16 protein-coding genes and 1 pseudogene are annotated in these 25,806 nt (G+C 67.6%); 12 read left to right on the plus strand and 5 right to left on the minus strand.

The window, feature by feature from the left end; all coding sequences use genetic code 11:
- Nucleotides 1-93: 93 nt before the first annotated feature.
- The 5 genes from ASD69_RS12385 to ASD69_RS21965 all read left to right on the plus strand — a co-directional run bounded on the left by ASD69_RS12385 (nucleotide 94) and on the right by ASD69_RS21965 (nucleotide 6,645).
- Nucleotides 94-2,040 (plus strand): M1 family metallopeptidase, encoded by a 1,947-nt coding sequence (locus ASD69_RS12385; RefSeq protein WP_056178257.1) that lies wholly within the window; start codon nucleotides 94-96, stop codon nucleotides 2,038-2,040.
- A gap of 8 nt (nucleotides 2,041-2,048) precedes the next feature.
- Nucleotides 2,049-3,017 (plus strand): alpha/beta hydrolase, encoded by a 969-nt coding sequence (locus tag ASD69_RS12390; RefSeq protein WP_056178259.1) that lies wholly within the window; start codon nucleotides 2,049-2,051, stop codon nucleotides 3,015-3,017.
- Nucleotides 3,018-3,075: 58 nt separating this feature from the next.
- Nucleotides 3,076-3,783 (plus strand): hypothetical protein, encoded by a 708-nt coding sequence (locus ASD69_RS12395; RefSeq protein ID WP_056178261.1) that lies wholly within the window; start codon nucleotides 3,076-3,078, stop codon nucleotides 3,781-3,783.
- The gene (locus ASD69_RS12400) at nucleotides 3,780-4,484 is read left to right on the plus strand and encodes a GH25 family lysozyme (RefSeq protein WP_056178263.1); all 705 of its coding nucleotides are present in this window, start codon (nucleotides 3,780-3,782) and stop codon (nucleotides 4,482-4,484) included. Before ASD69_RS12395 ends, ASD69_RS12400 begins: the two co-directional genes overlap by 4 nt.
- A 526-nt stretch (nucleotides 4,485-5,010) precedes the next feature.
- On the plus strand, nucleotides 5,011-6,645 hold the full coding sequence (locus tag ASD69_RS21965; protein WP_157499175.1) for a hypothetical protein: 1,635 nt from the start codon (nucleotides 5,011-5,013) through the stop codon (nucleotides 6,643-6,645).
- 56 nt (nucleotides 6,646-6,701) lie between these two features.
- Here the strand turns inward: ASD69_RS21965 and ASD69_RS12410 are convergent, their stop codons facing one another.
- The 5 genes from ASD69_RS12410 to ASD69_RS12430 form a co-directional block, all read right to left on the minus strand.
- Complete coding sequence (locus ASD69_RS12410; protein ID WP_082576456.1) at nucleotides 6,702-8,504, minus strand: CshA/CshB family fibrillar adhesin-related protein; 1,803 nt, start codon at nucleotides 8,502-8,504, stop codon at nucleotides 6,702-6,704.
- Between the two features lie 920 nt (nucleotides 8,505-9,424).
- Nucleotides 9,425-11,269 (minus strand): DUF11 domain-containing protein, encoded by a 1,845-nt coding sequence (locus ASD69_RS12415; protein WP_056178269.1) that lies wholly within the window; start codon nucleotides 11,267-11,269, stop codon nucleotides 9,425-9,427.
- Nucleotides 11,270-11,825: 556 nt separating this feature from the next.
- Nucleotides 11,826-13,736, minus strand: coding sequence for a DUF11 domain-containing protein (locus ASD69_RS12420; protein WP_157499177.1), 1,911 nt, complete (start codon nucleotides 13,734-13,736; stop codon nucleotides 11,826-11,828).
- A 379-nt stretch (nucleotides 13,737-14,115) separates the two neighbouring features.
- On the minus strand, nucleotides 14,116-14,472 hold the full coding sequence (locus tag ASD69_RS12425) for a hypothetical protein (RefSeq protein ID WP_157499178.1): 357 nt from the start codon (nucleotides 14,470-14,472) through the stop codon (nucleotides 14,116-14,118).
- A 346-nt stretch (nucleotides 14,473-14,818) separates the two neighbouring features.
- Entirely contained in the window at nucleotides 14,819-15,751 is a 933-nt protein-coding gene (locus ASD69_RS12430) for a carbohydrate kinase family protein (RefSeq protein WP_056178275.1), read from the minus strand.
- A gap of 325 nt (nucleotides 15,752-16,076) precedes the next feature.
- On the opposite strand from ASD69_RS12430, the gene ASD69_RS12435 reads away from it, so the two are divergent.
- The 7 genes and pseudogenes from ASD69_RS12435 (at nucleotide 16,077) to ASD69_RS12465 (ending at nucleotide 25,729) form a co-directional block, all read left to right on the plus strand.
- Nucleotides 16,077-17,123 (plus strand): rod shape-determining protein, encoded by a 1,047-nt coding sequence (locus ASD69_RS12435; protein ID WP_055908252.1) that lies wholly within the window; start codon nucleotides 16,077-16,079, stop codon nucleotides 17,121-17,123.
- A 226-nt stretch (nucleotides 17,124-17,349) separates the two neighbouring features.
- On the plus strand, nucleotides 17,350-18,399 hold the full coding sequence (mreC, locus tag ASD69_RS12440) for a rod shape-determining protein MreC (RefSeq protein ID WP_235567204.1): 1,050 nt from the start codon (nucleotides 17,350-17,352) through the stop codon (nucleotides 18,397-18,399).
- Nucleotides 18,396-18,881: a rod shape-determining protein MreD gene (mreD, locus tag ASD69_RS12445; protein WP_056178279.1), complete on the plus strand. Its 486-nt coding sequence runs from the start codon at nucleotides 18,396-18,398 to the stop codon at nucleotides 18,879-18,881. Before mreC ends, mreD begins: the two co-directional genes overlap by 4 nt.
- A gap of 39 nt (nucleotides 18,882-18,920) precedes the next feature.
- Nucleotides 18,921-20,753, plus strand: a pseudogene (gene mrdA / locus ASD69_RS12450) (penicillin-binding protein 2); the annotation flags it as partial.
- Between the two features lie 419 nt (nucleotides 20,754-21,172).
- Nucleotides 21,173-22,288 (plus strand): rod shape-determining protein RodA, encoded by a 1,116-nt coding sequence (rodA, locus tag ASD69_RS12455; protein ID WP_056178281.1) that lies wholly within the window; start codon nucleotides 21,173-21,175, stop codon nucleotides 22,286-22,288.
- Between the two features lie 871 nt (nucleotides 22,289-23,159).
- Entirely contained in the window at nucleotides 23,160-24,323 is a 1,164-nt protein-coding gene (mltB, locus tag ASD69_RS12460) for a lytic murein transglycosylase B (RefSeq protein WP_056178282.1), read from the plus strand.
- Nucleotides 24,320-25,729 carry a septal ring lytic transglycosylase RlpA family protein gene (locus ASD69_RS12465; RefSeq protein ID WP_056178284.1) on the plus strand — a complete coding sequence of 470 codons (1,410 nt, stop codon included), beginning with the start codon at nucleotides 24,320-24,322 and terminating at the stop codon, nucleotides 25,727-25,729. Before mltB ends, ASD69_RS12465 begins: the two co-directional genes overlap by 4 nt.
- Nucleotides 25,730-25,806 lie beyond the last annotated feature (77 nt).

Genomic DNA, 25,806 nt, shown 5'->3' on the forward strand with positions numbered 1-25,806 from the left:
GACCGGCCCTGGGCGAACCGCCATGCTGTGCGGTGCCCCCGGCGCGGACTAGGCGCTAAACTCGAACGCTCGATCCCTTGCCGTGGGCCTTCCATGCGTTATTCGATCCTTACCGTTTGCCTCGCCGCCGCGCTCGCCCTGGGTTGTTCGCGCGAGGCCGCGACGCCCGCCGACGGCGCCGCCCCTCCCGCAGCCGCCAAGACGGAGACCGCCGTGACCAGTCCTGCCGTGGTGGACGCGCATTCCTACGCCCAGCCGGACAAGGTCCGGATCGACGACCTCGCCCTGCAGCTGGCGGTCGACTTCGAGCACAAGCAGCTCAGCGGCTCGGCCACCTACACCCTGAACTGGGTGGACAAGGCCGCGACCCAACTGGTGCTGGATACGCGCGGCCTGAACATCGAGAAGATCGTCGGCGAGCGCAGCGACGGCAAGTGGGGCGATCTCAAGTTCGCGCTGGCGCCGGCCGACAAGTTGTTCGGCAGCAAGCTGACCATCGAAACGCCGGAGCGCAACGCGCGCGTGCGCGTGACCTACAAGACCTCGCCGGACGCGTCGGGCCTGCAGTGGCTGACCCCGGCGATGACCGAGGGCAAGAAGACGCCCTTCATGTTCAGCCAGTCGCAGCAGATCCACGCGCGTTCGTGGGTGCCGCTGCAGGATACGCCCAGCGTGCGCTTCACCTACACCGCGCACGTGACCGCGCCCAAGGACGCGATGGTGCTGATGAGCGCCGACAACGATCCCAAGGCGGCGCGCGACGGCGACTACGAATTCAAGATGCCGCAGAAGATCCCGTCCTACCTGCTCGCGATCGCGGCCGGCGACCTGGTGTTCCAGCCGATCTCGCAGCGCAGCGGCGTGTGGGCCGAGCCGGCGATGGCGCCCAAGGCGGTGGCCGAGTTCTCCGACACCGAGAAGATGATGGAGACCGCCGAGAAGCTGTACGGCCCCTACCGCTGGGACCGCTACGACATCCTGGTGCTGCCGCCGTCGTTCCCGTACGGCGGCATGGAGAACCCGCGCCTGACCTTCGCCACCCCGACCGCGATCGTCGGCGACAAGTCGCTGGTGTCGCTGATCGCGCACGAGCTCGCGCACAGCTGGTCCGGCAACCTGGTGACCTTCTCCACCTCCAACGACGCCTGGCTCAACGAGGGCTTCACCAGCTACGTCGAGAACCGCATCGTCGAAGTGCTCTACGGCAAGGAGCGCGCCGACATGGAGAGCCTGATCTCGCGCAACGAACTGCGCAGCGAATTCACCGACGCCAACAAGCCGCTGCAGGCGCTGGCGATCAAGCCCGGCGCGCTGGACGACCCGGACAACAACCTCACCGGCACCGTCTACACCAAGGGCGCCTGGTTCCTGCAGTTCCTGGAGCAGCGTTTCGGCCGCGACAACTTCGACGCCTTCCTGCGCGGCTACTTCGACCACTTCGCGTTCCAGAGCATCTCGACCCAGCAGTTCGTCGACTACGCCAAGGCCAATCTGCTCGACAAGTACCCGGGCAAGGTCACTCAGGCCGAGTTCGACGCCTGGTTGTACGAGCCGGGCATCCCCAGCAACGCGCCGCAGACGCCGTCGGCGCGCTTCGACGCCATCGACGCCGCGCGCAAGGCCTGGCTGGACGCCGGCACGCTGCCGGACAAGGCCGCGACCGCCAAGTGGTCGACCCAGGAATGGGTGCACTTCGTCGAAGGCATGCCCGACACGCTCAGCGCCGATCAGCTCAAGGCCCTGGACGCCGCCTACAAGCTCACCGGTACGCCCAACGGCGAGATCGCGCAGCGCTGGTATCCGCTGACCGTGCGTAGCGGCTACACCCAGGCCGACGCCGCCATCGCCGCGTTCCTGCAGCGCATCGGCCGCCGCAAGCTGATCATGCCGACCTACAGCGAACTGGTGAAAACGCCCGCCGGCCTGAAACTGGCCGAGGACACCTTCGCCAAGGCCAAGCCCGGCTATCACCCGATCACGACCGAATCGGTCGAAGCGGTGATCGCCAAGGCCAAGGCCGCGCCGCAGGCGGCCAAGTAAGCGACGCCATGCGTTGGCGTCGCGCCAGACTCGCGGCCGCCCTCGTGGCGGCCGCGTTGTTTGCGACCGTTGCCGCGCTGCTGTGGCGCGATCCCTATCGCGTGGTGCTGGCCGACTACAACCGCCAGCGCATCGTCGCCGGCTTGTCGCGCGACAGCCTCAAGCTCGACGACCATCGCTGGGTCTACGCCTACGACGACGAGGCGCCGGCCGGTGCGCCTGTCGTGGTGATGGTCCACGGTTTCACCGGCAGCAAGGAAAACTGGTACCCGCTGGCACAGCGGCTGCGCGGCCGCTACCGCTTGCTGATTCCCGATCTTCCCGGCTGGGGCGAAAGCCAGCGCCGCGACGGCGGCGACTACGGCTTCGTCGCCCAAAGCGCGCGCCTGGCGCGTTTCATCGAACAAGTGGCGCGCCCGCGCGGCGACGAGGTGGTGCTGCTGGGCCATTCCATGGGCGGCGGCATCGCCGCCCTGACCGCGGCGCGCTACCCGCGCGCGGTCGATCGCCTGGGCTTGTTCGACGCGGCCGGCGTGCGCTTTCGCGACAACCGCTTCGGCGTGCAGGTGCTGGCCGGCCACAACCCTTTCGCGGTCGCCGACGACGTCACGCTGCAGCGTTACCTCGACACCGTGTTCTACGACGCCGCCGCCAAGCCGACGATCCCGTGGCCGGCCGACGAGATCTACATCGCGCGCCGCAAGCGCGATGCCGCGTTCGAACAGACGGTGCTCAACCGCATCGGCCGCGGGCCCGAACGTTTCCTGCCCGGCGAAGAAGCCGCCAGGATCCGCCAGCCGACCCTGCTGCTATGGTGCCGCCAGGACGCGGTGATCGACGCCAGCGCGATGGCGCTGTACGCCGCGCGCATGCCGCAGGCGCGACAGGTGCTGCTGGACGGCTGCGGCCACATGTCGCCGGTGGAGCGGCCCGATGCGGTCGCGCAAGCGGTCGCGCAGCTGGCCGGGCCGCCCTGACTCCTTTTACGAATCCGACGAACCGATACGAGACACGCCGATGAACGCCAGGACTCCGATGCTGCTGCTCGCCGTCACGCTCGCGCTCGCCGCCTGCAAGCCGGCCGAAGACCCCAAGGCCGCCGCCGCGGCCAAGGCCGCGACCGACGAGAAGGCGGCCGAGGACATGGCCAAGTCCTTCGAGGCCGCCGTGGCCTTGAACAAGTGGGACGTGGCGCGCGCGCACGGCGACGTTCTGACCGCGCAGTACCCGAACAGCCAGGCCGCCGCGCGCATCAAGGCGCAGTACGAAGTGGCCAAGGTCGAAGCGGTCAAGGCGTTGGAGACGCGCCGCCTGGCCGCGCTGTGGTCCTACCAGACCCAGCCGGTGCTGTCGGGCGGCGAGCAGCGCTCGGCCGCGCTCTACGCCAAGGACCACATCGACACCGACGGCGGCGGGCCGCGCGAAGTGCGGCTGATCTTCCGCGATCATCCGGAGTGGGGCCGCAGCAGCTATCTGGTGCTGCAGGCCGGCGACTTCGACTGCTACGGCGGTTGTAAGGTCAAGCTCAAGATCGACGACGCCGCCCCCAAGCCGGTGGCCGCGAGCCGCCCCAAGACCGACGAAGCCACCGCGATGTTCATCGAGGACGAGCGCATGCTGTGGCGCACCGTGCGCGGCGCCAAGACCATCGCAATCGAGTTCCCGGTCAAAGCCGGCGGCACCCGCACCGCGGTGTTCGAAGTCGGCGGCCTGGACGCCAGCCAGATGCCGGGCTGGAAATGAAAGAACGCGGCTGGCGCATCGCCGCCGCGTTGACCGGCCTGACCGCGATCGCGCTGTTGGGCGCGGTAGTGGCCTGGCAATGGTTCCTGCATTGGCAACCCGATCGCGCCCGCTATCCGCTGCGCGGCATCGACGTGTCCCACCACCAGGGCGCGATCGACTGGCGCGCGGTCGCCGCAGACGATGTCGCCTTCGCCTATCTCAAGGCCAGCGAAGGCGGCGATCACCGCGATCGCCGTTTCGACCAGAACCGCCGCGACGCGCGCGCGGCCGGGCTCGCGGTCGGCGCTTACCACTTCTTCACCTGGTGCAAGCCGGGCGCCGAGCAGGCGCGCAACTTCCTGGCCGCCGCCGCGCCGTCCGCGCACGATCTGCCGCCGGCGCTGGATCTGGAGTTCGGCGGCAATTGCGGGCGCAATCCAGACGGCACCCAACTGCGGCGCGAGCTCGACGCTTATCTGAGCCAGGTCGAGGCCGCCTACGGCCAGCCGGCTTTGCTCTACGTCACACCGGAATTCCTCGCCGCCCATCAGCGCGACCTGCCGCCGCGCGCGCTGTGGCGGCGCGCGATCGTGCGCAAGCCCGATGCCAGCGCCGACTGGGTGGTGTGGCAATACCACAACCGCGGCCGCGTGCGCGGCATCGACGGACCGGTGGACTTGAACGTATTCGACACCGACGCCGCGGCGTTCGCGCGCTAGCGCGCTACGCGGGAGCGATGAGTAAAAGCGGTATCGACTCGCCGTGCCCGCGCTGACGGCATCGGTGCGCTCATGCAGATGGCAATGACAGGCCGAAACGCACCCCGCATCCTCCCGCGAACCGCCTTGGGGTAGGAGCGGCGTAAGCCGCGACCGCGCGCCCACGACCCACGACGCCCCCCAATCGAGCGGTTCTGCCACACATCCTCGCGCCTCCACCCGCTTCCTGTGGGAGCGGCATCAGCCGCGATCGCGAAAAAGCGAACCCCTGCGCAAATCCAATCGCGCCGCCACCGACAGAGCCGGCACAGTTTTAATGCCAGTTACTAGCCGATCCCAAGGGCCTGTTAGCCATCATTCGGCCGCGCCAGAGCGAGTCAACTGCGGAAACAGGACGTCCAAAGGGCAATTCTCCGAGGCATCTAGCGATATCTGGGCCGCAATAGTGTGGACTCTTGCTGTCTAGATGTTGGTATTTGATCCGTGATAGCTAAATGGTCTCGAATCGTAACGGCAGGGATGTGCCATGGCTGACGACAAAGACGACGAGCGTGTGGGACAGGATCCGGCGGCCCCACAACCCGCGATCGCACAAGCAGGCACGGCGGCGCGCAACCCAAGCGAGGTTTACGGCCCACCGGCGCCGCAATCCTCTGCGCAGCGCGCGGACGAGTCAGTGATATCGACGCCACCACGGCCCAGGTCGGCGGCACAACCGCTCGACATATTGAATCCCGGTCTTCCGCTGGCGGGCATGACCCGGCCTGGCATTCCCCTACCGGGTTCCGCCAACGCATCCGCCGGCGGGTACACCTTCAACGCTAGCGGTCAATCCATTTACAGCGGCCAGATACGCGAGACCGATGCCGACACCGGCGCGGTTTCGATGGGTGCAACTGTCGGCAATCCCCAGACGGGCATCCGGGACGTCTACGTCGGCAATAGTGTCGGCGCCGATATCTTGAGCGCCGCGACCAGTCGTCGCGGTCAGGACTTCGCCACGGTCGTCGGTGTGGGTACCGGCAACGACACCAGGGCCTTGTCTGGCGGCATTGCGGTCAACACCGAAACCGACACCTATGGCGCTTTTGTCGCGGTGAGGAGCGAGGATTATTCGTTGAGCGGCAGCTACGCCGCGATCCCCGATGGCAGCAGGCAGGCAGTGACTGCGGGATTTCCATTGCCGGCGAACGCTTCCGGCACGGTGTCTTTCAGCAACAACACGGCCGACGGCAGCAACGCGGTATCCGCTACTTACGTGAACCCTGCCGAAAACTTCAGGTTGAATGCGGGCGTCCGAAATGGGGAGATCGTGGAATTGGGCGGTAGCACAGTTGTGGCGACTGGGCTTACATCGCGGACGGAAATCGGTGCTGGGCTCGGTGTTGGTCGCGATACCTTCCAGGTCAGTGCCAACCTCGATCACAAGTTCAACCCAAGAGAATCGGCCCGCTTGTCGGGAACGTATAGCAGTACCGAAGGCCAAGGCGATCGCTATCGAGTCGACGCGCTATACCAAAACGGCGATATCGGCGTGCGTGGGTTTGGTTCGATCAATGGCGACGGATGGGCGGTGGGGGCGGCGCTTTCGTTCGCGTACGACGGTCCATCGGTCCCACGACCGGCGTCGCGCGATCGAACGGCGGAGAGGAATGTGGCTCTGCTTGCCGAAGCGGAGGCGTCCCGCGAGGCTAACCAGGTAGCGAACGGGTCGCAGGAAACGCCGTCCGTCGGCGTGGCGAGCCGCTCCGCTGGGAATACACAGTCGATCGCGGTCGATCCCACCTTGCGCACGCAAGCCGAAGCGCACATCCGCCGCATCAACGAGGGCCTGCCCGAGAACGCGCGCTTGCCCGTGAACGAGACCGCGCAAAGCTTGGCCGGCATCGCGGAGCTGCGCGGGCTGCCGCGCATCGGCTATGTCGAGCTAGGCAGTCCCGGTGCCGACGGCGAGCGCCGCCTGTTCCTGGGCGCCGAAGCTAGCGCGCGCGATCGTCAGCCCGGCGCCGAACTGATCAGCGTCGGCGCCAGCGACGCACGGCGCGGCTTGTCGGTCGAAGCGACGGCCGCATTGGGCGAGAAACGCGAGCAGGAATCGCGCACGCCCGCCGCGCCGGTGGCCGATCCGCAGCAGCAGGCGATCGCGCCGCGGTCGATGTAGGGCGCACGCGCATACGCGTCGCTGCACCATGAAGCGGGCAGCGATGCGTATCGCGCTTACTGCACGTTGCAGGTGAAACTCAGAACGGCGGTCTGTCCAGCGGCCAAGGCGCCCAGCGAGATGCCCGCGGTCAGGTTGGCGACCGTGAACGGACCGCCCAATGGCACGCCGTCGCCGCTGATGGTCACGGTATTGCCGGCGGGGCAGGTAATGCCCGCGCCGGGCGTATCCCGAACGACGGCGCCGGTGATCGTGCTGGGCCCGCTATTGGTGGCACGCAGGGTGTAGGTGGTGGCCGTGCCGCTTTGCAGGGTATCGGACGCTTGATCCACTTCGTTATTCAGACCGGGCGTGTTGGTCTTCGTTACGGACAGGTCGGCCACTTCCGCCAGGGCGATGGCGTAATCCTCTACTTCGCCGTCGACGGCGTTGCCGGTCGGCGCACCGGCTTCGGTCGCGCTCGAGGCGATACGCAGGCGCAAGTAACTGGCGCCCCTGGACAGGCCGCTTGCCGCGGGCATGGTCCAGGTGACGGCGATCGGGCCGGTTCCGGGGCAAGTGGCGGCCGCGGAACGTTCGTCGCTATCGGCGAAATCGCCGTCGCGATTGAAATCGATATAGCCGTAGACCGTGCCTGTGCCCGCGCACTGGACATTGTTCAGCGTATAGCTGCTCCCCGGAACCAAGGTGATGCTGGCCGGTGGGATGACGCTGTCCTCGTCGTCGAGCAAGGCGATATCGTCCCCGGTCGCGCCGGCGTTCGACTGGTTCACCAACTCGGTATCGACGAACGGCCCCAAGCGCAAACTCGGGAAATTGAACTGCGCAAGCGGGTAACTGAACAGACCCGCCACACCAGCCGTCGGCACGCCGCCCGTAAACTGGAACCGCGGCAAGTGCAGAGCCTGTCCATACGAGACAGGCGCATCGCCGAGGTCGGCGACGTACACCATCACGCCCAGCGCGAGCGCCGAACGGCCGCCTCCCACCATGGCAAAGCTCACCACCGTCCCGCCGTCGAGAAAGGCGATGCCGGCCGGGCCCGCCGCACCTACGCCGGAGCAACCTGATCCCGCGGCGCCATTAAATGCCAGCAGACTGGAGGCAGGAACATGCGTGGTGGTCGCCCCGAACTCGCCGCAGGTCGAGGCTCGTTCGATCAAGCGCCAAGTCGTACCCGGGGTGCCCTGCATCGAGATGTTCTCGCCCTGGGCACCGGACGACTGTTCCGCATCCGCGATGACCAAACCGCCGAGCGGGTAGGCCGGATCGGCCGCGCTGTTGGTCGGGCCAAAGGTGGCCGAACACGACACCAGACCGTTAACCGTGGTGACACCCGAGGGCCCGCCGCCGTTGGTCCGGTTGGCCAGGCCGACCACCAGGGTGTTCAAGGTTCCCGCGCCTAATCCAGTGAAGTACATGTCGTCAAAAATATCGCCCGTCCAGTTGCCGGGACGGTAAGCGATCAGATCGGGGTCCGCCTTGTTGCCGCCGATTGCGCTGATCGTGCAGGTCGTGCGCAGGAACTGCCCGCCTATGGCCGTGGAATTGGTAACGGATCCGCCCGCTTGCGGGATCGCCCCGCCATCGATGCCCCAGCTGAACCAGACGATCTGGTTGCGGTAAACCCCCGCCCCTCCGGTCGCGAACTGCGCCTTTGCAGGGGATGGCAGGAATGCGATGGCCGCCAGCAGCCATAACGCGGCGATTGCCGGACGGTGGGCGTGGAGCTTATTCCCGGCCATGGCCCCCGCATGGGCGGCTCCAAGCGGCGGGCGCGCCACGCCTCGCCAGCAGGCGTCAACGGCCGCTGCGAGGCGGCTTTCGAGTACGAAGCTCCAGCATCCCTGGTCGAACATGGTGGATCCCCTTTACGTCGGTCGGTGGCGCCGGAAACCGGGTCGCTACGCTCCCGCCCTGCCCTCGTGAACGGCACGCATGTCCCCATGCGGCCGCTATGGCAGTGCGAAAGGGGGCGAAAACCCGGCCTCTAGCCCTCTGCAACCGGATAAATCTCCGCTCGACGGGGAAATAGGACGTCATTTAGACGCTTTATTGATTGATTTAGGGTGTCTGTGGTCAAAATTCGACGTGCCTAGCGCCTGCGGACGGGCACACGTTTAGCCAGCAGGGCCGAAGCCCGAGCTGACGATATGGAGTGGGGGCGTCGCTAGGGGCTCAGCAAGCGCGGTGCCGGGGTAAGGCCGGCCCTTCAAAGGTCATGCGCCCAGGATGTGGTGAGCGAGCGCGAGCCGCGCCGCCGCGCCGCTCCGGACCTCGCGACGGCGCGGTTATCGCCGCACCCTACGAGTGATGCGGACACGCCGCCGCTGTGCGACAGGCGCAGCGGCGATCGCGCCGCGGAGGCTCAGCAGAAGCGGATCCAGGGGGATACAGACCTTTCAAAAGCCACCCACCGTCGTAGGGTGTGGCGAGTGAACCAAAACCGCACGGCCGCGCCGCTCCGGACTCTCGGGACAGCGACGCACGTTTCCTCGCTCGCGGATCGCTCCACAATTCGTTCGCGCGATGGCGCAGGGGACATGAAGACCTCGGGCCGCCGATTCCGGCGGGTCCGGAGCGCGCTGCGCGTGGTCTCGACCGATCCGAGCGGCGCGCACGCAGGCTTCAAAAGGTAGCTTGCGCAATCGTAGAGAAATAGATCCCCGTCAGTCTTGGTCCACAAGCCTGTATCGCTCAGCGCGCGCCACAAACTAAACGGCCCGCAACGCCCTCCGGAAATTCCGGCAGCGATGCGGGCCTGGTCTTGATCGGTCGCCTACTGCACGTTGCAAGCGAAGCGGAGGATGGCCGTCTGGCCGCTCGCCAATGCAGTCAGCGTGATGCCAGCCCCGGTCAGATTGGCGATGGTGAACGGCCCGCCTGCCGGCGTGCCAGCACCGGTAATCGTCACCGCATTGCCGGCCGGGCAGGTAATGCCTGCACCGGGTGCGTCGCGGACCACCGCACCGGTGATGGTGGTGGGCCCGTTGTTGGTGACCCGCAGCGTATAGGTGGTGCTGGCGCCCGAGGTCAGCGTATCGGTCGATTGATCGACTTCTCCGTTCAAGCCCGGCGTGTTGGTCTTGGTGATGCTCAGGTCGGCCTGAGGCGGGGTATTGGTGATCGTGCATTGCACGGCGCGGCCGCCGGATTGCAGCGCCAGACCGGCAAAGGGAATAGTGACAACGGCACCCGCCGACGAAGCACTCTGTCCAGCCGCCAGCCCGGTGCAGTCGACGCTGGTCAGCACCCATCCGGCCAGCAGGGTTTCGGTAATCGTGGTGTTCGCCGTCGTGCTGGCGACGGTCAGCGTCTGCTGCGCTCCCGCCGTCCCTGGCGCGCCTGCGGCCGTCGTCGTGATCGAGTGGTTGGCGATGCCGTTGTTGCCGCTGAAATCGAAGCTGGCGGTGTTGCCAACAGAGATTTTGGTAATCGTCAGCCGGTTGACCACCCATTCCATCGCAACGGTCTGCAGCGCCAGGTTGAGGCCGGTCGAGCTTGAGATATTGTCCGCGGTGGCGTCACCGTTGTTGACCACATTGTTGTAGACGCCGGCGGTATTGCTGACCACATTGACCGTGAGCGTACAGGTGGTGGCGGTGCCGCCCGCTGTTCCTGCAGCAAGCGTGCCATTGGCGATCGAAATCGTCCCCGCGCCCGCGGTGGCCGTCACCGTACCGCCGCATGTATTCGTTACACCCGGCGTCGCTGCGACCGTGACACCCGCAGGCAGGGTGTCGGTAAAGCCCCAGCCGATCTTGGCCTGATTGTCCCCGGTGGTATTGGTGATGGTGAAGGTCAGCGGCATCGCCACGCCGACATAGCGAACACCGGACACCGACTTGCTCAACGTCGGGCTGACATCGAGCACGGTGAAATTGTCGAACGCCCAGTCGTTGCCTATGCCTGATGGCTGAAAATTACGGACGCTGAAGGTCATGGAGGTGCCGGCGACCAATATGTTGGCGCCGGCCCCATTGGGGAGATAGTCCGCCACACGAGCGGATTGAGCTGGCGCCACACCCCGCGCCTCGGTGATGATCGTCTGCGGATTTTGTCCGTCGGTGCACAGGTTGAAGGCGCCTAGCGCGGTTTCGCTGAGGCCGTTGACATACTGGAATTGCATGATCGGGGCGTTGGCGAAGCAATTGACGGCTGCACCGGTGAGGCGCAGCGTGGCAAAACGACCGCTGCCGCCGGGCGGGACAGCCGGGAACGGGATCGGCACCGTATTGCGCAGGATCACGGTGCCGTTGATTGGATTAACGGCTGTATAGGCCGTGACCGCCAAATTGTTGCGCGCAACCGCTGCGGTCTGCCCCCGGTACATACCCAGCGCCTGCGCTATGGACATGCCATAGTTCCAGTTGGTCTGGTTTTGGCAGTGCGCCGCGCTGATCGGCACTGCCGCCGCCACAGGCGAATTCCATCCGGCCACCCAGCCGTTGCAAGCGGTCAGCCAGGAAGCATCGGCCGTATAGGTGATGCTGTTGGGCGCGGGCCCGACATAGGTATTGACCAGCCGCGGCGTCGCCATCGACCCATTGCCGCTGTCGAACGTCTCTTCATAGACGAGGGTTTGCGCGTGCGCAGGCGCTACCAGCAGGATGCAGACCGCCATCAGCGGGAGCGCCCAGAGGGATGCCCGTCTACGTGACCGTTGCGGCGATCGACTGCGGATGGCGATTGCGCGTACGTGCCGGAGCGATGTACGGGTTTCACGCGCGACGCGATTCGTGTCCATGCGGCTCCGTAAGGGATTCTTGAAGGGATTGTTGGTACGGGCGCTTGAACGGAGACGCGAACCGGACCGGCATCCGTCGTGCAGCGGCTGTTCGAGATCGCGGGGTCAGCGGCCCCACTACCGAATTCGTGCAACGGTAGGGAGACAGGACATGCCCAGGTCGCCATCAGGCGCGGGCTTGGAGCGCGGCCTCATCATCGATACGCGGGGTGGGCCATGGCGGACCGCACCATGCGCAGCTTCTGACCTCGCGAGCGCGTGGTGATCACCGCTGCCACCTGAGCGACGCGGGCGACGCGCCATAGGCGGTGCCGCGACCGGCCCGCTACAGACGAGTTTCACGGAAACGGTGCCAAGGGCCCGCTCTGATGGTGGCCACAAACGAAGAGGGCGCAGTCGCCTGCGCCCTCTCCGTCTTGTCCGTAGCGATCGCTTATTGCACGTTGCAGCTGAAGCTCAGCACCGCAGTTTGCCCGGTCGTAAGCGTGCCGAGGGTAATGCCGGCGCCGGTCAGGTTGGCGATGGTGAAGGTGCCCACGGGCACGCCGTCGCCGGTAATCGTGACCGCGTTGCCGCCGGGGCAGGTGATGCCGGTTCCGGGCGTATCCCGCACCACCGCGCCGGTGATAGACGTAGGGCCGCTATTGGTAACGCGCAGGGTATAGCCGGTCGTCCCGCCCGCAGTGACGCTGTCGTTGGCCTGGTCCACTTCTCCGTTCACGCCCGGGGTGTTGGTCTTGGTGATGCTCAGGTCGGCGGAGCTGGTTTGGTTGCTGAAGACGCAGGTGATGTCGTCCAGCGCGGCCAAGTTGGACAAGCTGAAACTGCTGCCGTTGCCGCTGGGCATAACGGTACCGGTGCCGGCGGTGGCGTTGGTGCAGCTGTAGCTGGTGGTGTAAGCGCCTATCGTGCTGGCGCTGCCCGCCGCCATGGCTTCGGACAAGGTGTAGTTGGTAGCCGTATCGGCATTGGCGAAATCGGCGGTGCCGTTGGCCGTGCTGCCGCTGCCTGTGGTGCTGGCCGTCCTGGTAGCCGCGATCGCGGTCTCCGTTCCCGCGACGCTGAGCGAGAATTGGTCGGCGGGGGCAATACGTCCGTTCGGCAATTGCTTCTGCAGTCGAACGCGCGGCCGGCTGTTGGTGTAGGTGCAGGTTACCGGGCTGGCCGGTATGACGCTGTTGGCCGGCAGGAGCACGGCACCCGTTGACACGTCATATGTCGGCGCAATGGCCCAGCCGGTGCAATTGATGGCGGTGACCCTGTACACGCCGAATGCGCTTTCGGTGATTCCGGTATCCAGGAACCGATTGGCCACCACCATCGGTTGTATACCGAGCGAAGCCGTGACCGTTCCATTGTCGGCCCATGAGTCGAAAGTCGATGGCGTATTGGCTGCCAAGGTAACGACGGTTGGATTGCCCTGTGTACCTGCGGTTATCAGGTCGGCGTCGAGATTTACCGTGGTGTAGACGAATCCCTTGGCGCTCTCCTGGCGGTTGGTCTGCTTGACCAGGCATACCGTGGGCGTCTCGATATTGGCCAGGCGAACGGTGAAGTCGTCGGTGGCGCCGTCGGAGGTGCCGTTTTGCGTGCGGCTGGTGCGGAATTGCAATACCGCGCCGGACGCAACGCCCGCGGGAAGAGTGATCCGGTAGACCTTCATGCTGGGCAAACCCGAAACGTTCCAGTCGCCGGAAACGAGGGTCAGCACGGCGCCGTTGCTCGCGAACGGCGCAGGCGGGGCGAGGGGGCCCGCCGCTCGATACGTCGATGTGTTGAAGGTCGCATAGACCACGTTGTTGTAGCGCACTTCCAATCGGGCCTGATTGCCATTGACCCCGTTGGAGCCGCTGGCGTTGGCCCAGGACACCGAAAAAACGATATCGCTGCCACCGGTCACGCCGCCGGCCACCGTTTGCTGCATGGAATTGAACACATTCAGGCTGCCGGCGTTGCCGCCGAAATTCTCGGTATGGGTCACGCCGCCGCCGCCGGCATTTCCCCAGCCCGTTCCGGCCACGATGGTCTCGCTCCAGGGAGCCGCCACGCCGCTGGGCAGGGTAGGGGCGATTACCGGCGTCAAAGCGCTGCAGGTTTGCGCGCTGGCTTGGCCGGACAGTAGCAGGCCGGCCGAGCACAGGCAGGCCAACCAGATACGTTTGCGAACGCCGCTGCTACGCGATGTGTTGCGCACAGGTAGATCCAGGCAGTCATCGGCGATACGGCCGGTCGAAGCCTGCGCGTGGATGTCACTCGGCGAGCGTGCCGTTTCGCGTTCGCGCGCGCCGGCGGCCGTCGCACAAGGCCCTTCGAATACGAAACTCCAGAAACTATTGCCGAACATGATGCCCCCTGATGGTCGCTCAACTCGTCGGACGCGCGTTCGCCCTGCCTAGATGCTCGATTCGGCGCTCACGGATCGCCGCGCGATGCGTCGGCCCAGCGTGGCGAGGGCGGCCGATCCAGGCGGGTCCGGAGCGCGGCGCGCGCCATCTGGACGTTCTTCTGGGGCATGCACGCAAGCTTCATAGGGTAGTTCGCGCAGCCGCGATAAAGTAGGACACATCAAGGCACTTCTTAGTCGCAAACATGGGTCAGTTCCGCACATATTTTTGTGCCTTTAGATCATGCCTAAGCGTCTGTATCGCAGAGCGCGTGACAACAATAAGGGCCCCTGGGGTTCTGCAAAATTCCGGAGCGGCGCTAGCGATCGTGGACGATTGCTAACCCAAGGCAGGTTGCGCGTCGCGAGAGGTGACGCGACGCGCTTCGTTTAACTGCTTCGGATGCGAGTACGCGTACCCGTAGACGTTCTGCGCTACGTCGTTAGCGCCGGTGCTGCAGTCCGTCGAGAGCATCGCGTTGGCGCCGTTCTTCAACTGGATGAAGTTGCAGGTGAGGGTCGCGCAGTGCTGCGCCGCCGCCGGCAGCGGAACCGCGCCGGCGAGCAGGAGCACGGCGAGCAAGCTGGACCATGTCCGCCGCCGGCATTGCCGCAGCCGCCACTGGACGAAGGCGTTGCCGCGCGCTGCGCGCCACCACGGCGCCTGAGGCGCGCCGCCCTTTTTACTGGAACTCATGCCGCCCTCGCGCCCTGCTGCTATGGAAGTGATGGCGGTCCTTGCCGAGTGCATCGCATGCATCCAACGGTGGACGCGTCACCACAGGCTTGTGGGTGGCGGGCGTCCGTCGGCCTGTGCCGCTGGCCGGTGCTTTTGCGCCGATGCACTGTTTGGAGATCGCAGTTCGCCGCGGGGACAGGACAGCACGGGCGTGGGCGGGCGCCGCGTGGCTCGCCACGGTACGCGCCCTGGGCCGAAGCGGCTTTGTGCCCGCACAAACGAAAAGGCCCGCAGCGATCCCCGTTGTTGCGGAGGCGATGCGGGCCTTGGCGCGCGCGTGGTGCGCGCGCGATGTCGCGCGGTGTTACAGCGCGTAGCCGAACTGCTGGCGGAACTGTTCGGCGAATTCGTCGTAGTCGAAACGCTGGTTCTGGGTGCCGGGGTGTTCGACCTTGAGCGCGCCCATCAGGTTGCCCATGCGGCCGATGGTCAGCCAGTCGTAACCCTTCTCGATGCCGAAGATCAGGCCGGCGCGGAAGGCGTCGCCGCAGCCGGTGGGATCGGTCACGCGGCGCTCGTGCGCCGGCGGGATGTCGTAGGTCTTCTCGGCGGTGTGGATCAGCGAGCCGTGCGGGCCGCGCGTGGTGATGTAGGCCTTGACGCGTTCGACGATCTGCTTCTCGCTCCAGCCGGTGCGTTCCTGCAGCAGGTTGGATTCGTAATCGTTGACGGTGACGTAGTCGGCCTGTTCGATGAAGTGGCGCAGCTCTTCGCCGTTGAACAGCGGCATGGCCTGGCCCGGATCGAAGATGAAGGGGATGTTGGCCTCGGCGAACTCGGTCGCGTTCTGCAGCATGCCTTCGCGGCCGTCGGGGCTGACGATGCCGAAGCTGACGCCGGCGACGTCGCGCACGTGGTTCTCGTACGAACGCATCATCGCGCCCGGATGGAAGGCGGTGATCTGGTTGTTGTCGTGGTCGGTGGTGATGAAGGCCTGCGGCGTGAACAGCTCGTCGATCACCTTGACCTGGTCGAGGCGGATGTTCTGCTCTTCGAACCACTCGCGGTAGGGGCCGAAATCCTGGCCGACGGTGGCCATCGGAATCGGATCGCCGCCGAGCAGCTTGAGGTTGTAGGCGATGTTGCCGGCGCAGCCGCCGAACTCGCGACGCATGCGCGGAACCAGGAAGGACACATTCAAGATGTGGACCTTGTCCGGCAGGATGTGGTTCTTGAACTGGTCGGGAAACACCATGATGGTGTCGTAAGCCAGAGAACCGCAGATCAGTGCAGACATCGCTGAAACCCCAATGTTGAGAGCCGCTCGGTGCAGCGCCGGTGGGCGCGGAGCGGCCATAAAAACGGCGGCCCTTTGCCGCCCGGCGGCGTAGGGTAGCCGCTGCGGGGCCGTCCGGCCAGTTTGTGACGGCAATCAGGATTCGACCCGGTCCCGGCGAGGGACCCCTATTCAGGCTCGGACCGACCCCGCACCGGGACCGCCCCGGCAGATGACCCTTAACGGCGAAAAGCGTCGGAAAGCGTTGTTTTTCCTTGCTCGCAGGGGGGGCGGGCGTTAGGCTAGCGAACCTCTTCTTGCCTCCCTTTTGACGGCCTATCCCCCGATGTTCAAGAAGTTTCGCGGCATGTTCTCCAATGACCTGTCCATCGACCTGGGCACGGCCAACACCCTCATTTATGTGCGTGGACAAGGGATAGTCCTGAACGAGCCTTCGGTGGTCGCGGTGCGCCAGGACCGTCTGATCGGCGGCAACCGTACGGTGGCGGCGGTCGGCGGCGAGGCCAAGCAGATGCTGGGCCGTACCCCGGGCCACATCACCACGATCCGTCCGATGAAGGACGGCGTGATCGCCGACTTCACCTACACCGAAGAGATGCTCAAGCACTTCATCCGCAAGGTGCACAAGTCGCGCTTCCTGCGTCCGAGCCCGCGCGTGCTGGTGTGCGTGCCCTGCGGCTCGACCCAGGTCGAGCGCCGCGCGATCAAGGAATCGGCCGAAGAGGCCGGTGCGCGCGAGGTCTACCTGATCGAGGAACCGATGGCCGCGGCGATCGGCGCCGGCATGCCGGTGACCGAGGCGCGCGGCTCGATGGTGGTCGACGTCGGCGGCGGCACCACCGAAGTCGCGGTGATCGCGCTCAACGGCATCGTCTATTCGGCCTCGGTGCGGATCGGCGGCGACCGTTTCGACGAGTCCATCATCAATTACGTGCGCCGCACCTACGGCACCCTGATCGGCGAAGCCACCGCCGAGCGCATCAAGCTCGAGATCGGTTGCGCCTACCCGCAGCAGAAGGCGGCCACGATCGAAGTCTCCGGCCGCAACCTCGCCGAGGGCGTGCCGAAGATGATCCTGATCAATTCCAACGAAGTGCTGGAAGCGCTGCGCGAGCCGCTGGCCGGGATCGTCTCGGCGATCAAGCTGGCGCTGGAGCAGACCCCGCCGGAACTGTGCGCCGACGTCGCCGAGCGCGGCATCGTGCTCACCGGCGGCGGCGCCCTGCTGCGCGACCTGGACCGCTTGATCAGCGAGGAAACCGGCCTGCACGTGCAGGTGGCCGACGATCCGCTGACCTGCGTCGCCCGTGGCGGCGGCCGCGCGCTGGAGCTGGTCGACATGCACGGCAACGAGTTCTTCGCTCCCGAGTAAGGCCGGGAATCGGGACTCGGGACTCGGGAATCGCACAGCGGCTCCCGTCGGCTCGGTTCTCGATCGACGGCTCGATGGTTGAGTAGCCCTTTGGACGATGGCGACGGCGCCAGATCGCTCCGTCGCGCTTTTCCGATCCCCTATTCCCTATTCCCGATTCCCGGCCTCAATGCCCTCTTACGCCGGTCCTCCCACCACCGCCCGCATTGGTGATGTCGCAGGGACCTTGCGCCTGCTCGCCTATCTGGCGCTGGCCGTGGTGCTGATCGTGCTGGACCACCGCGGTGGCTGGTTGACCCAGGCGCGCCGCCAGGCCGGGGTGATGGTGGCGCCGTTGTGGGCCGTGGCCGGCTGGCCCGGGCGCGTGGCCGAACGCATCCACGACGATGCCGGCACCCTGAGCCAACTCACCGAAGACAACCGCCGCCTGCGCAACGAGCTGCTGGTGAACCAGGCGCGCATGGCGCGGCTACAGACTCTGGTGGCCGACAACACCCGCCTGCGCGGGCTGCTGGAAGCGGCCGAGCGCGGCAACCTGGACGTGGTGCTGGCGCCGATCCTCGACATCGACCTAGACCCCACCCGCCAGCGCCTGGTGCTGGACGCCGGCAGCCGCGACCGCGTGCGTACCGGCCAGAGCGTGATCGATGCCGGCGGTTTGCTCGGCCAGATCATCGGCGTCAATCCCATGCACGCCAACGTGCTGCTGATCACCGACCCCTCGCATGCGGTGCCGGTGGCGGTGGCGCGCAACGGCGTGCGCCTGGTGGTGTACGGCGATGGCCGCAGCGACATCCTGCGCCTGGCCAGCGTGCCGCTGTCCAGCGACGTCAAGGTCGGCGACCAACTGGTGACCTCGGGCCTGGGCGGGCGTTTCCCGCCGGGCTTCCCGGTCGGCACCATCGCCGCGCTACGCCCCGACGACAGCCGCGCCTTCCTGATCGGCGACGTCAAGCCGGCGGCCAAGCTGGATCGCGGCCGCGAAGTGCTGGTGCTGCTGTCGATGCCGCCGCCGGTGAACGCGGAGGAATTCGATAGCGCGGCCGCGCCGGATGCTGCGCCCGCGGCGACGGGTACGACCGCCGCAGGCACGACGACGGGCGCTGGCGCTTCGGCGCCGGCCAATGCCGCGCCGGTTGGGAGCCCGCCCGCTACCGCGCCCGCCACGACCGCGCCGGCATCGTCGGCGCCCGCCGGCCCGAATCGCGCACCGGCTACCACCGCGCCCGCGAATCGCACGCCTGCCGCCACCCCGCCCAGCGAGCCGCGCCGATGACCCGCACCCGCCAACACTGGGTGCTGCCGGTCAGCCTGATCGTCGCGCTGCTGCTGGGGTTGCTGCCGCTGCCGCTGGCGCTGCAGCCGCTGCGCCCGTACTGGCTGGCGCTGGTGCTGGCCTACTGGGTGATCGAGGATCCCGACCGCGCCGGCCTGGGCTTCGCCTTCGCGATCGGCCTGCTCGGCGATCTGGTCTATGGCGGCCTGTTCGGCGAGCAGGCGCTGCGCCTGGTGGTGATGACCTTCATCCTGCAGCGCTTCCGCGCGCGCCTGCGCTTCTTCCCGCTGTGGCAGCAGGCCTTGTGGGTGGGCGGGTTGATGCTCAACGACCGCATCGTCACCGCCGCGATCCATGTCGCCCTGGGCGAACCGACCCTGCCGGCGACGTTCTGGCTGGCGCCGCTGTCGGGCCTGCTGTTGTGGCCGCTGATCTTCCTGCTGCTCGACGCGCTGCGCCTGGGCACCTGGCGGAGGCGCTGAGCCGTGGGCCCGCGCCGCCGCTGGTTCGGCCCGCACCCGCTGAAGAAGCGGACGCTGAAGAACGCCGCGGCCGAGGCGGACCAGTTCCGCCGCCGCGCCGCGGTCGCGTTCGCGTTCGTGCTGCTGGGCGTGATCGGCCTGGGCTTCTGGTACTACCGCCTGCAGGTGCTGCAGCACGCCGACTACGTCACCCGTTCCGATGCCAACCGCATCAAGCTGCGGCCGGTGGTGCCGGGGCGCGGGCTGATCTACGACCGCAAGGGCCGGATCCTGGCCGACAACGTGCCGGCGTTCCGCATCGACGTGACGCCCAGCGAGGCCGGCAAGACCGAGACCTGGATGCCGTCGCTGGCCAAGCTGATCGCGCTGTCGCCGGATGACATCCAGCGCTTCGAGAACGAGCGCAAGGCCACCCGCGGCTTCAAGCCGATCACGCTCAAGCTGCGCGTAAGCGACGAGGAGGCGGCGCGCTTCTCGGTCGACCGTTGGCGCTACCCCGGCGTGGAGCTGGTGTCCTACCTCAACCGGCGCTATCCCTACGGCGAGGTGCTGTCGCATGTGATCGGCTATGTCGGCCGCATCGACACCAAGGACCTGGAGACGATGGCCGAGGGCAACGCCGCTCTCACCCACGTCGGCAAGACCGGCCTGGAGCGCTATTACGAGGAAGCGCTGCGCGGCAAGGTCGGCTACGAAAAGATCGAGACCAACGTCGACGGCCGCCCGATGGGGCAGGTCGGGCACGTGCCGGCGCAGCCGGGCGCGGACCTGCGCCTGAGCATCGACCTGGACCTGCAGCGCGCGATGGTGGCCGCGTTCGGCGATTTCGACGGTTCGGCGGTGGCGGTGGATCCGCGCACCGGCGAAGTCCTGGCCATGGTCAGCCTGCCGGGCTACGACACCAATTTGTTCGTCAACGGCATCTCCAGCGCCGACTACCGCGCGCTGATGGACAACCCCTCGCGGCCGATGTTCAACCGCAACGTGCTCGGCGGCGGTCCGCCGGGCTCGACGGTGAAGCCCCTGATCGGCCTGGCCGGCCTGGACAGCGGCCTGCGCACCGCCGACGACAAGGTGTTCTCGACCGGCGAGTTCCACATCCCGGGCCAGAAGCGCGGTTACCGCGACGCTCACGGCGGCGCCGGCTGGACCGATCTGCGCAAGTCGATCTCGCAGTCGGTGAACTATTACTACTACAAGCTCGCCTACGAGATGGGCATCGCCCGTTTCGAGCAGTACATGCGCAAGTACGGTTTCGGCGGGCCGACCGGCATCGACCTGGCCGGCGAGAACAGCGGCGTGGTGCCGTCGGCGGCGTGGAAGGCCAAGCGCAGCAAGGAAGGCTGGTACCCGGGCGAGACCGTGATCGCCGGCATCGGCCAGGGCTATTGGGTGGCGACCGCGCTGCAGCTGGTGCGCGGCACCGCCGCGATCGCCAACGGCGGCGATCTGCGCCGCCTGCACCTGGTGCGCGAGCGCCGCGACGGTTACGAATCGCCGTGGACGGCGGTGGAACAGCCGGCGCCCAGCCGCATCACCGACAACCCCGCGCATTTGCGCGCGGTCCAGGAAGGCATGGTCGGGACCATGCTGCCCGGCGGCACCGGCGCCAGCCTGGTGCGCGGCGCGCCGTATCAGAGCGCGGGCAAGACCGGTACCGCGCAGAAGATCAGCCGACGCGGCAACGTCAGCATGAACCCGCATTCGCTGCCCTACCACCTGCGCCATCAGGCGCTGTTCGTGGGCTATGCGCCGGCGCAGAACCCGACCATCGCGGTCGCGGTGGTGGTGGAGCACGGCGGCTACGGCGCCAGTTCGGCCGGCCCGATCGCGCGCAAGATTTTCGACGCCTGGCTGCTGGGCAAGATGCCGGAACCGGAGCCCGCCGAGCACAACGCGATTGCGCCGCTGAGCGCGCCGGTCGCGGTGAGCCCCGCGCAGGCCGCGCAGGCTGTGTTGGCCGCGGCCGCTGCGGAAGAGGGCGTGGTCGCCAATACGCCGGCGCCGGTGTCGCCCGCGTTCGCGGTGGGTGAGTTGAGCCCGCAGGCCTTGGCCGCCGAAGCGGCCAAGGGGCATGCGAATGCGCCTACGGTGAGCGCGCAGCGGGGCAGGGCGGCCCTCACGCCGGCGCCTGCGGCATCCGCGGGCTTGCCGCCGCGCGCCGCGCAGGCCGCCGCAGTGCCCGCCAATGGCGCCGCGCCGCCGTCGCGTCAGAACGGCGCGACCCAACCGAATCGGAACGGCGCGACGCCGCCGGGTCGCAACGGCGCTACGCCGCCGGAGCCGCGCCGGTGAGGGTGATCCTGCGTTGGCTGTTCGATCTGATCGCGCGCGCGCTGCGCACGGTCGATCTGCCGCTGCTGGGCGCTCTGTTGGCGCTGATGGCGATCGGCCTGGCGGTGCTGTACAGCGCGGGCGACCATTCCATGCGCATGGTGCTGGCGCAGGGTTCGCGCTTCGGCGCCGGCCTGGTCGCGATGTGGGCGCTGTCGCGCATGCCGACCTCGCAGCTGCGCAACTGGACGCCGCTGATCTACGGCGCTTCGCTGCTGCCGCTGTTGCTGGTGCTGGCGATCGGCACCGGCAAGCACGGCCGCCACTGGATCGACCTCAAGGTCTTCTATTTCCAGCCGGCCGAGCTGCTCAAGCTGAGCCTGCCGATGATGGTGGCCTGGTACCTCAACCGCCAGGCGCTGCCGCCGAAGTTCATGTCGGTGCTGGTGGCGGGCGTGACGATCGCGGTACCGACCCTGCTGATCCTGCTCCAACCCGACTTCGGCACCGCGATGCTGGTCGGCATCAGCGGCGCGTTCGCGCTGTATCTGGCCGGGCTGCCCTGGTGGTGGTTCGGCGCGGCCTTCGGCGGCATCGCCGCGATCGCGCCGGTGGCCTGGTTCTGGCTGCTGCGTCCGTACCAGAAGGACCGCATCCTGACTTTCCTCAACCCCGAGTCCGATCCATTGGGCACGGGCTGGAACATCATCCAGTCCAAGATCGCGATCGGCGCCGGCGGCATGACCGGCAAGGGCTGGCTGCAGGGTTCGCAGTCGCATCTGAACTACCTGCCCGAGCACACCACCGACTTCATCTTCGCCGTGCTCAGCGAAGAGTTCGGTTGGCTGGGCGTGGCGGTGGTGCTGAGCCTGTACCTGTTCGTGGTCGGGCGCTGCCTGTGGATCGCGGCCGAGGCGCGCGACGGCTATTCGCGCCTGATCGCGGGCGCGCTGGGGTTGGCCTTCTTCGTCTACGTGATCGTCAACGGCGGCATGATCGCCGGCCTGTTGCCGGTGGTAGGCGTGCCGATGCCGCTGCTGAGCTACGGCGGCACCTCGGCCGTCTCGCTGCTGGCGGGCCTGGGCGTGGTGATGGCGGTGCGCGCGCATCGCCCGGTGCATGGCGGGCGCTAGCGCCGGCAGAGCGGCCCTCATCCGCCCTGCGGGCACCTTCTCAGCCTTGCACTCCCTTCGGTCGCCGCATGCGGGAGACGGGACGGCAATATTCATCGACCTGCACGCTTTAGCCCCTCTCCCGCTGGCGGGAGAGGGGTTGGGGTGAGGGCCGACGCGAGCGACAAACGCCAACCTGCCCTCATCCGCCCTGCGGGCACCTTCTCAGCCTTGCACTCCCTTCGGTCGCCGCACGCGGGAGAAGGGACGGCGACATTCATCGACCTGCACGCTTTAGCCCCTCTCCCGCTGGCGGGAGAGGGGTTGGGGTGAGGGCCGGCGCGAGCGACAAACACCACCTCATCCGCTGCCCTCATCCGCCCTGCGGGCACCTTCTCCCGCACGCGGGAGAAGGGACGGCAACATTCATCGACCTGCACGCTTTAGCCCCTCTCCCGCTGGCGGGAGAGGGGTTGGGGTGAGGGCCGACGCGAGCGACAAACGCCACCTCATCCGCTGCCCTCATCCGCCCTGCGGGCACCTTCTCCCGCATGCGGGAGAAGGGACAGCAAAGCCATCGCGTCCTCGCGTGATGCCAGCGGAGCAGGGGCAGCAAAATTCATCGACCTGCATGCTTAGCCCCTCTCCCGCTGGCGGGAGAGGGGTTGGGGTGAGGGCCGACGCGAGCGACAAACGCCACCTCATCCACTGCCCTCATCCGCCCTGCGGGCACCTTCTCAGCCTTGCACTCCCTTCGGTCGCCGCAGGCGGGAGAAGGGACGGCAACGCCATCGCGTCCTCGTGCCGATTAAGCAACAAAACCTGACTATCGGCCGCGATCTTCACGTATTCACGGTTTTGGCCGCTGTTTTCGCGTGCTAACCTCGCGGCGATGACTCGACGCCCCAACACCGTACGCCGCGCCGCGATTTGCGCGCTCACGCTCGCTCTGGCGGCCTGCGCCACCCAGGCGCCGCCCCCGACCGCCGCCCAGCCCTCGGTGCCCGCGCCAGCCCCGGCCCCGCCGGCGGCCAAGCCCGATCCGCTCGCGCACCTGCCGCCGCCGGTGGTGCCGATGCCGATCGAGCAGGCCCGCGCCGCGTTCGTGCGCGACACCGCCGCCAAGTATTCGATCGACCCGGCCTACATCGAGTCGGTGCTGGCCAAGGCGCAGATCCGCGACGGCATCGTCGCGGCGATGTCGCGGCCGGCCGAGGCCAAGCCCTGGCGCGATTACCGCCCGATCTTCATCACCCAAAAGCGCATCGACGGCGGCCGCGCCTTCCTGGCCGAGCACCGCGAGCAGCTGGCGCGGGTCGAGGCACAGACCGGCGTGCCGGCGGAGATCATCGTCTCCATCCTCGGCGTCGAGACCAGCTTCGGCGGCAACACCGGCAGCTATCCGGTGATAGACGCCCTGTACACCTTGGCATTCGCGTATCCGCGCACCGGCGATCCGGCCAAGGCCGAACGCGAGAACCGCCGCGAGGCCTTCTTCCGCGACGAGTTGGGCCAGTTGTTCGCGATGGGCAAGGAAAACGGGATGGACGTGGCCAGCCTGACCGGCAGCTACGCCGGCGCGATGGGCTGGGGCCAGTTCATGCCGTCCAGCTATCGCCAGTACGCGGTCGACGGCGACGGCGACGGCAAGAAGGATCTGTTCACCGATCTCGACGACGTGTTCGCCTCGGTCGCCAACTACTTCGTCAAGAAGGGCGGCTGGGTGCGCGGCGGCCCGATCGTGGTGCGCGCCAACCGCGACGCCAACGCGTTGGACTTCAAGCCCGAGAATCTGGATCCGATCATTCCGCTCAGCGACCTGGCCGTGCGCGGCTACCGTCCGCTGGGCACGGTCGCGCCGACCGAAACGGCGACGCTGTTGAACCTGGAAGGCGTCGCCGGGCCGGAGTATTGGCTCGGCTTCCGCAACTTCTACGCGATCACCCGCTACAACATCTCCGCCCACTACGCGATGGCGGTGTATCAGTTGTCCGAGGCGATCGCCGGACGGGAGAACCCCTTGGCCGCGAACAGCAACGGACAGCCTCCGGCATGAAGCGGCTGATCGCCGCGATCCTGCCCCTGGCCCTGGTGGCCTGCGCTAGCGCCCCCAGGAAACCCGCTTCCCAGTCGGTCGCCTTGCCCGACCGCGACGGCGTCCACCGCGCCGGCCTGCCGTCGGCGGGCGGACGCAAGAAATCGCCTTACGCCCCGGCACAGGAAGATCCGCGCACGCGCGGCAACTACACCGCCGGCGGCCTGTACGCGCCGGGCGTGAGCGACAGCACGCCGGACCACGTGCCCGACGTCGATTCGATCCCGGAACCGGAGATCGTGGCCGAGCCGCGCTCGCGCTTCGGCAACCGCTCGCCCTACAGCGTGCTGGGCAAGACCTACCGCGTGCTCGACAACCACGACGACTACGTCGAGACCGGCACCGCCTCCTACTACGGCCAGAAATTCCACGGCCGCCGCACCTCCAACCTGGAGGTGTACGACATGTACGCCTTCACCGCCGCCCACAAGTCGCTGCCGCTGCCCAGCTTCGCGCGCGTGACCAACCTGGACAACGGCAAGTCGGTGACGGTGCGGGTGAACGACCGCGGCCCGTTCCACGACGGTCGCGTGATCGATCTCAGCTACGCCGCCGCGGTCAAGCTGGGCATCACCCAGCGCGGCACCGGCCGGGTCGAGGTGCGCGCGCTGCATCCGGGCGAGGCGCCGCCGCCGGTGTACGCCAGCGCGGCCAACAATCCGCCGCCGCTCGCCGCCGCCAAGCCGCCCGCGCCCAGCGCGATGGACCGTCTGGTGTCGGCCATCCCGGTCGCCAGCGCCAGCGCTGGCGAACTGCCGCCGGGCGCGCGCATCGCCACAGGCAAGCCGGCGCCGGTGGCCGCCAAGCCGGCCGCGGCCGCGGGCAAGCCCGCGCCGGGCGGCGACTACCGCTTCGACATGCTGCAAAACGGCAAGACCATGACCGCCGACGAGTTCGAGGTCTGGATGAAGTCGCGTCAGGTCCGGGTCGCCACCGGCAAGGCCGTGCGCATCGAGAACGCGCCGCCGCGCAAGCTCAGCCGCGCCGAACGGCGCGCATTGGAAAAGCGCCAGAAGGCCGAGGCGGTCGCCGCCGCCGCGTTGCCGGCGCCGCCCAAGGCGCCACCGCCGCCGAGCCCGGACAAGGCCGCGACCGTGGTCGCCGCCGCGATCGAGCGCAACGAGGTGCCGCGCGGCCAAGACGTGACCTTGCAGGTCGCCAGTTTCAGCGCGCGCAGCAACGCCGACCGCGCCCTGGGCATGCTCAAGAGCGCCGGCATCGACGAGGCCCGTCTGCTCGACGGCAACGCCAACGGCCAGAAGGTCTGGCGCTTGCGCGTGGGTCCGCTGCAGGCCGCCGCCGCGCCGGAACTTGCCGCGCGCATCGTCGGTCTGGGTTTCGGACAGCCGCAGCGCGTGCGCGACTGAGCGCGTCAGGAGCTACACCTCGCTCCGGACTGGTCCGGAGCGGCGCGGGGCAGGACGTCCCGCCGTCGATCGCGGCC

This window comes from Lysobacter sp. Root604 (assembly GCF_001427505.1).
Lineage (GTDB): Bacteria > Pseudomonadota > Gammaproteobacteria > Xanthomonadales > Xanthomonadaceae > Lysobacter.

Coding starts and splice junctions, on each gene's coding strand:
- ASD69_RS12425 (WP_157499178.1), bottom strand. CDS start 14,472: ATGAGTTCCAGTAAAAAGGGCGGCGCGCCTCAGGCGCCGTGGTGGCGC.
- ASD69_RS12395 (WP_056178261.1), top strand. CDS start 3,076: ATGCTGCTGCTCGCCGTCACGCTCGCGCTCGCCGCCTGCAAGCCGGCC.
- ASD69_RS12390 (WP_056178259.1), top strand. CDS start 2,049: ATGCGTTGGCGTCGCGCCAGACTCGCGGCCGCCCTCGTGGCGGCCGCG.
- ASD69_RS12410 (WP_082576456.1), bottom strand. CDS start 8,504: ATGTTCGACCAGGGATGCTGGAGCTTCGTACTCGAAAGCCGCCTCGCA.
- ASD69_RS12430 (WP_056178275.1), bottom strand. CDS start 15,751: ATGTCTGCACTGATCTGCGGTTCTCTGGCTTACGACACCATCATGGTG.
- mltB (WP_056178282.1), top strand. CDS start 23,160: ATGACTCGACGCCCCAACACCGTACGCCGCGCCGCGATTTGCGCGCTC.
- mreD (WP_056178279.1), top strand. CDS start 18,396: ATGACCCGCACCCGCCAACACTGGGTGCTGCCGGTCAGCCTGATCGTC.
- ASD69_RS12400 (WP_056178263.1), top strand. CDS start 3,780: ATGAAAGAACGCGGCTGGCGCATCGCCGCCGCGTTGACCGGCCTGACC.
- ASD69_RS12465 (WP_056178284.1), top strand. CDS start 24,320: ATGAAGCGGCTGATCGCCGCGATCCTGCCCCTGGCCCTGGTGGCCTGC.
- ASD69_RS12435 (WP_055908252.1), top strand. CDS start 16,077: ATGTTCAAGAAGTTTCGCGGCATGTTCTCCAATGACCTGTCCATCGAC.
- ASD69_RS12420 (WP_157499177.1), bottom strand. CDS start 13,736: ATGTTCGGCAATAGTTTCTGGAGTTTCGTATTCGAAGGGCCTTGTGCG.
- ASD69_RS12415 (WP_056178269.1), bottom strand. CDS start 11,269: ATGGCGGTCTGCATCCTGCTGGTAGCGCCTGCGCACGCGCAAACCCTC.
- ASD69_RS21965 (WP_157499175.1), top strand. CDS start 5,011: ATGGCTGACGACAAAGACGACGAGCGTGTGGGACAGGATCCGGCGGCC.
- ASD69_RS12385 (WP_056178257.1), top strand. CDS start 94: ATGCGTTATTCGATCCTTACCGTTTGCCTCGCCGCCGCGCTCGCCCTG.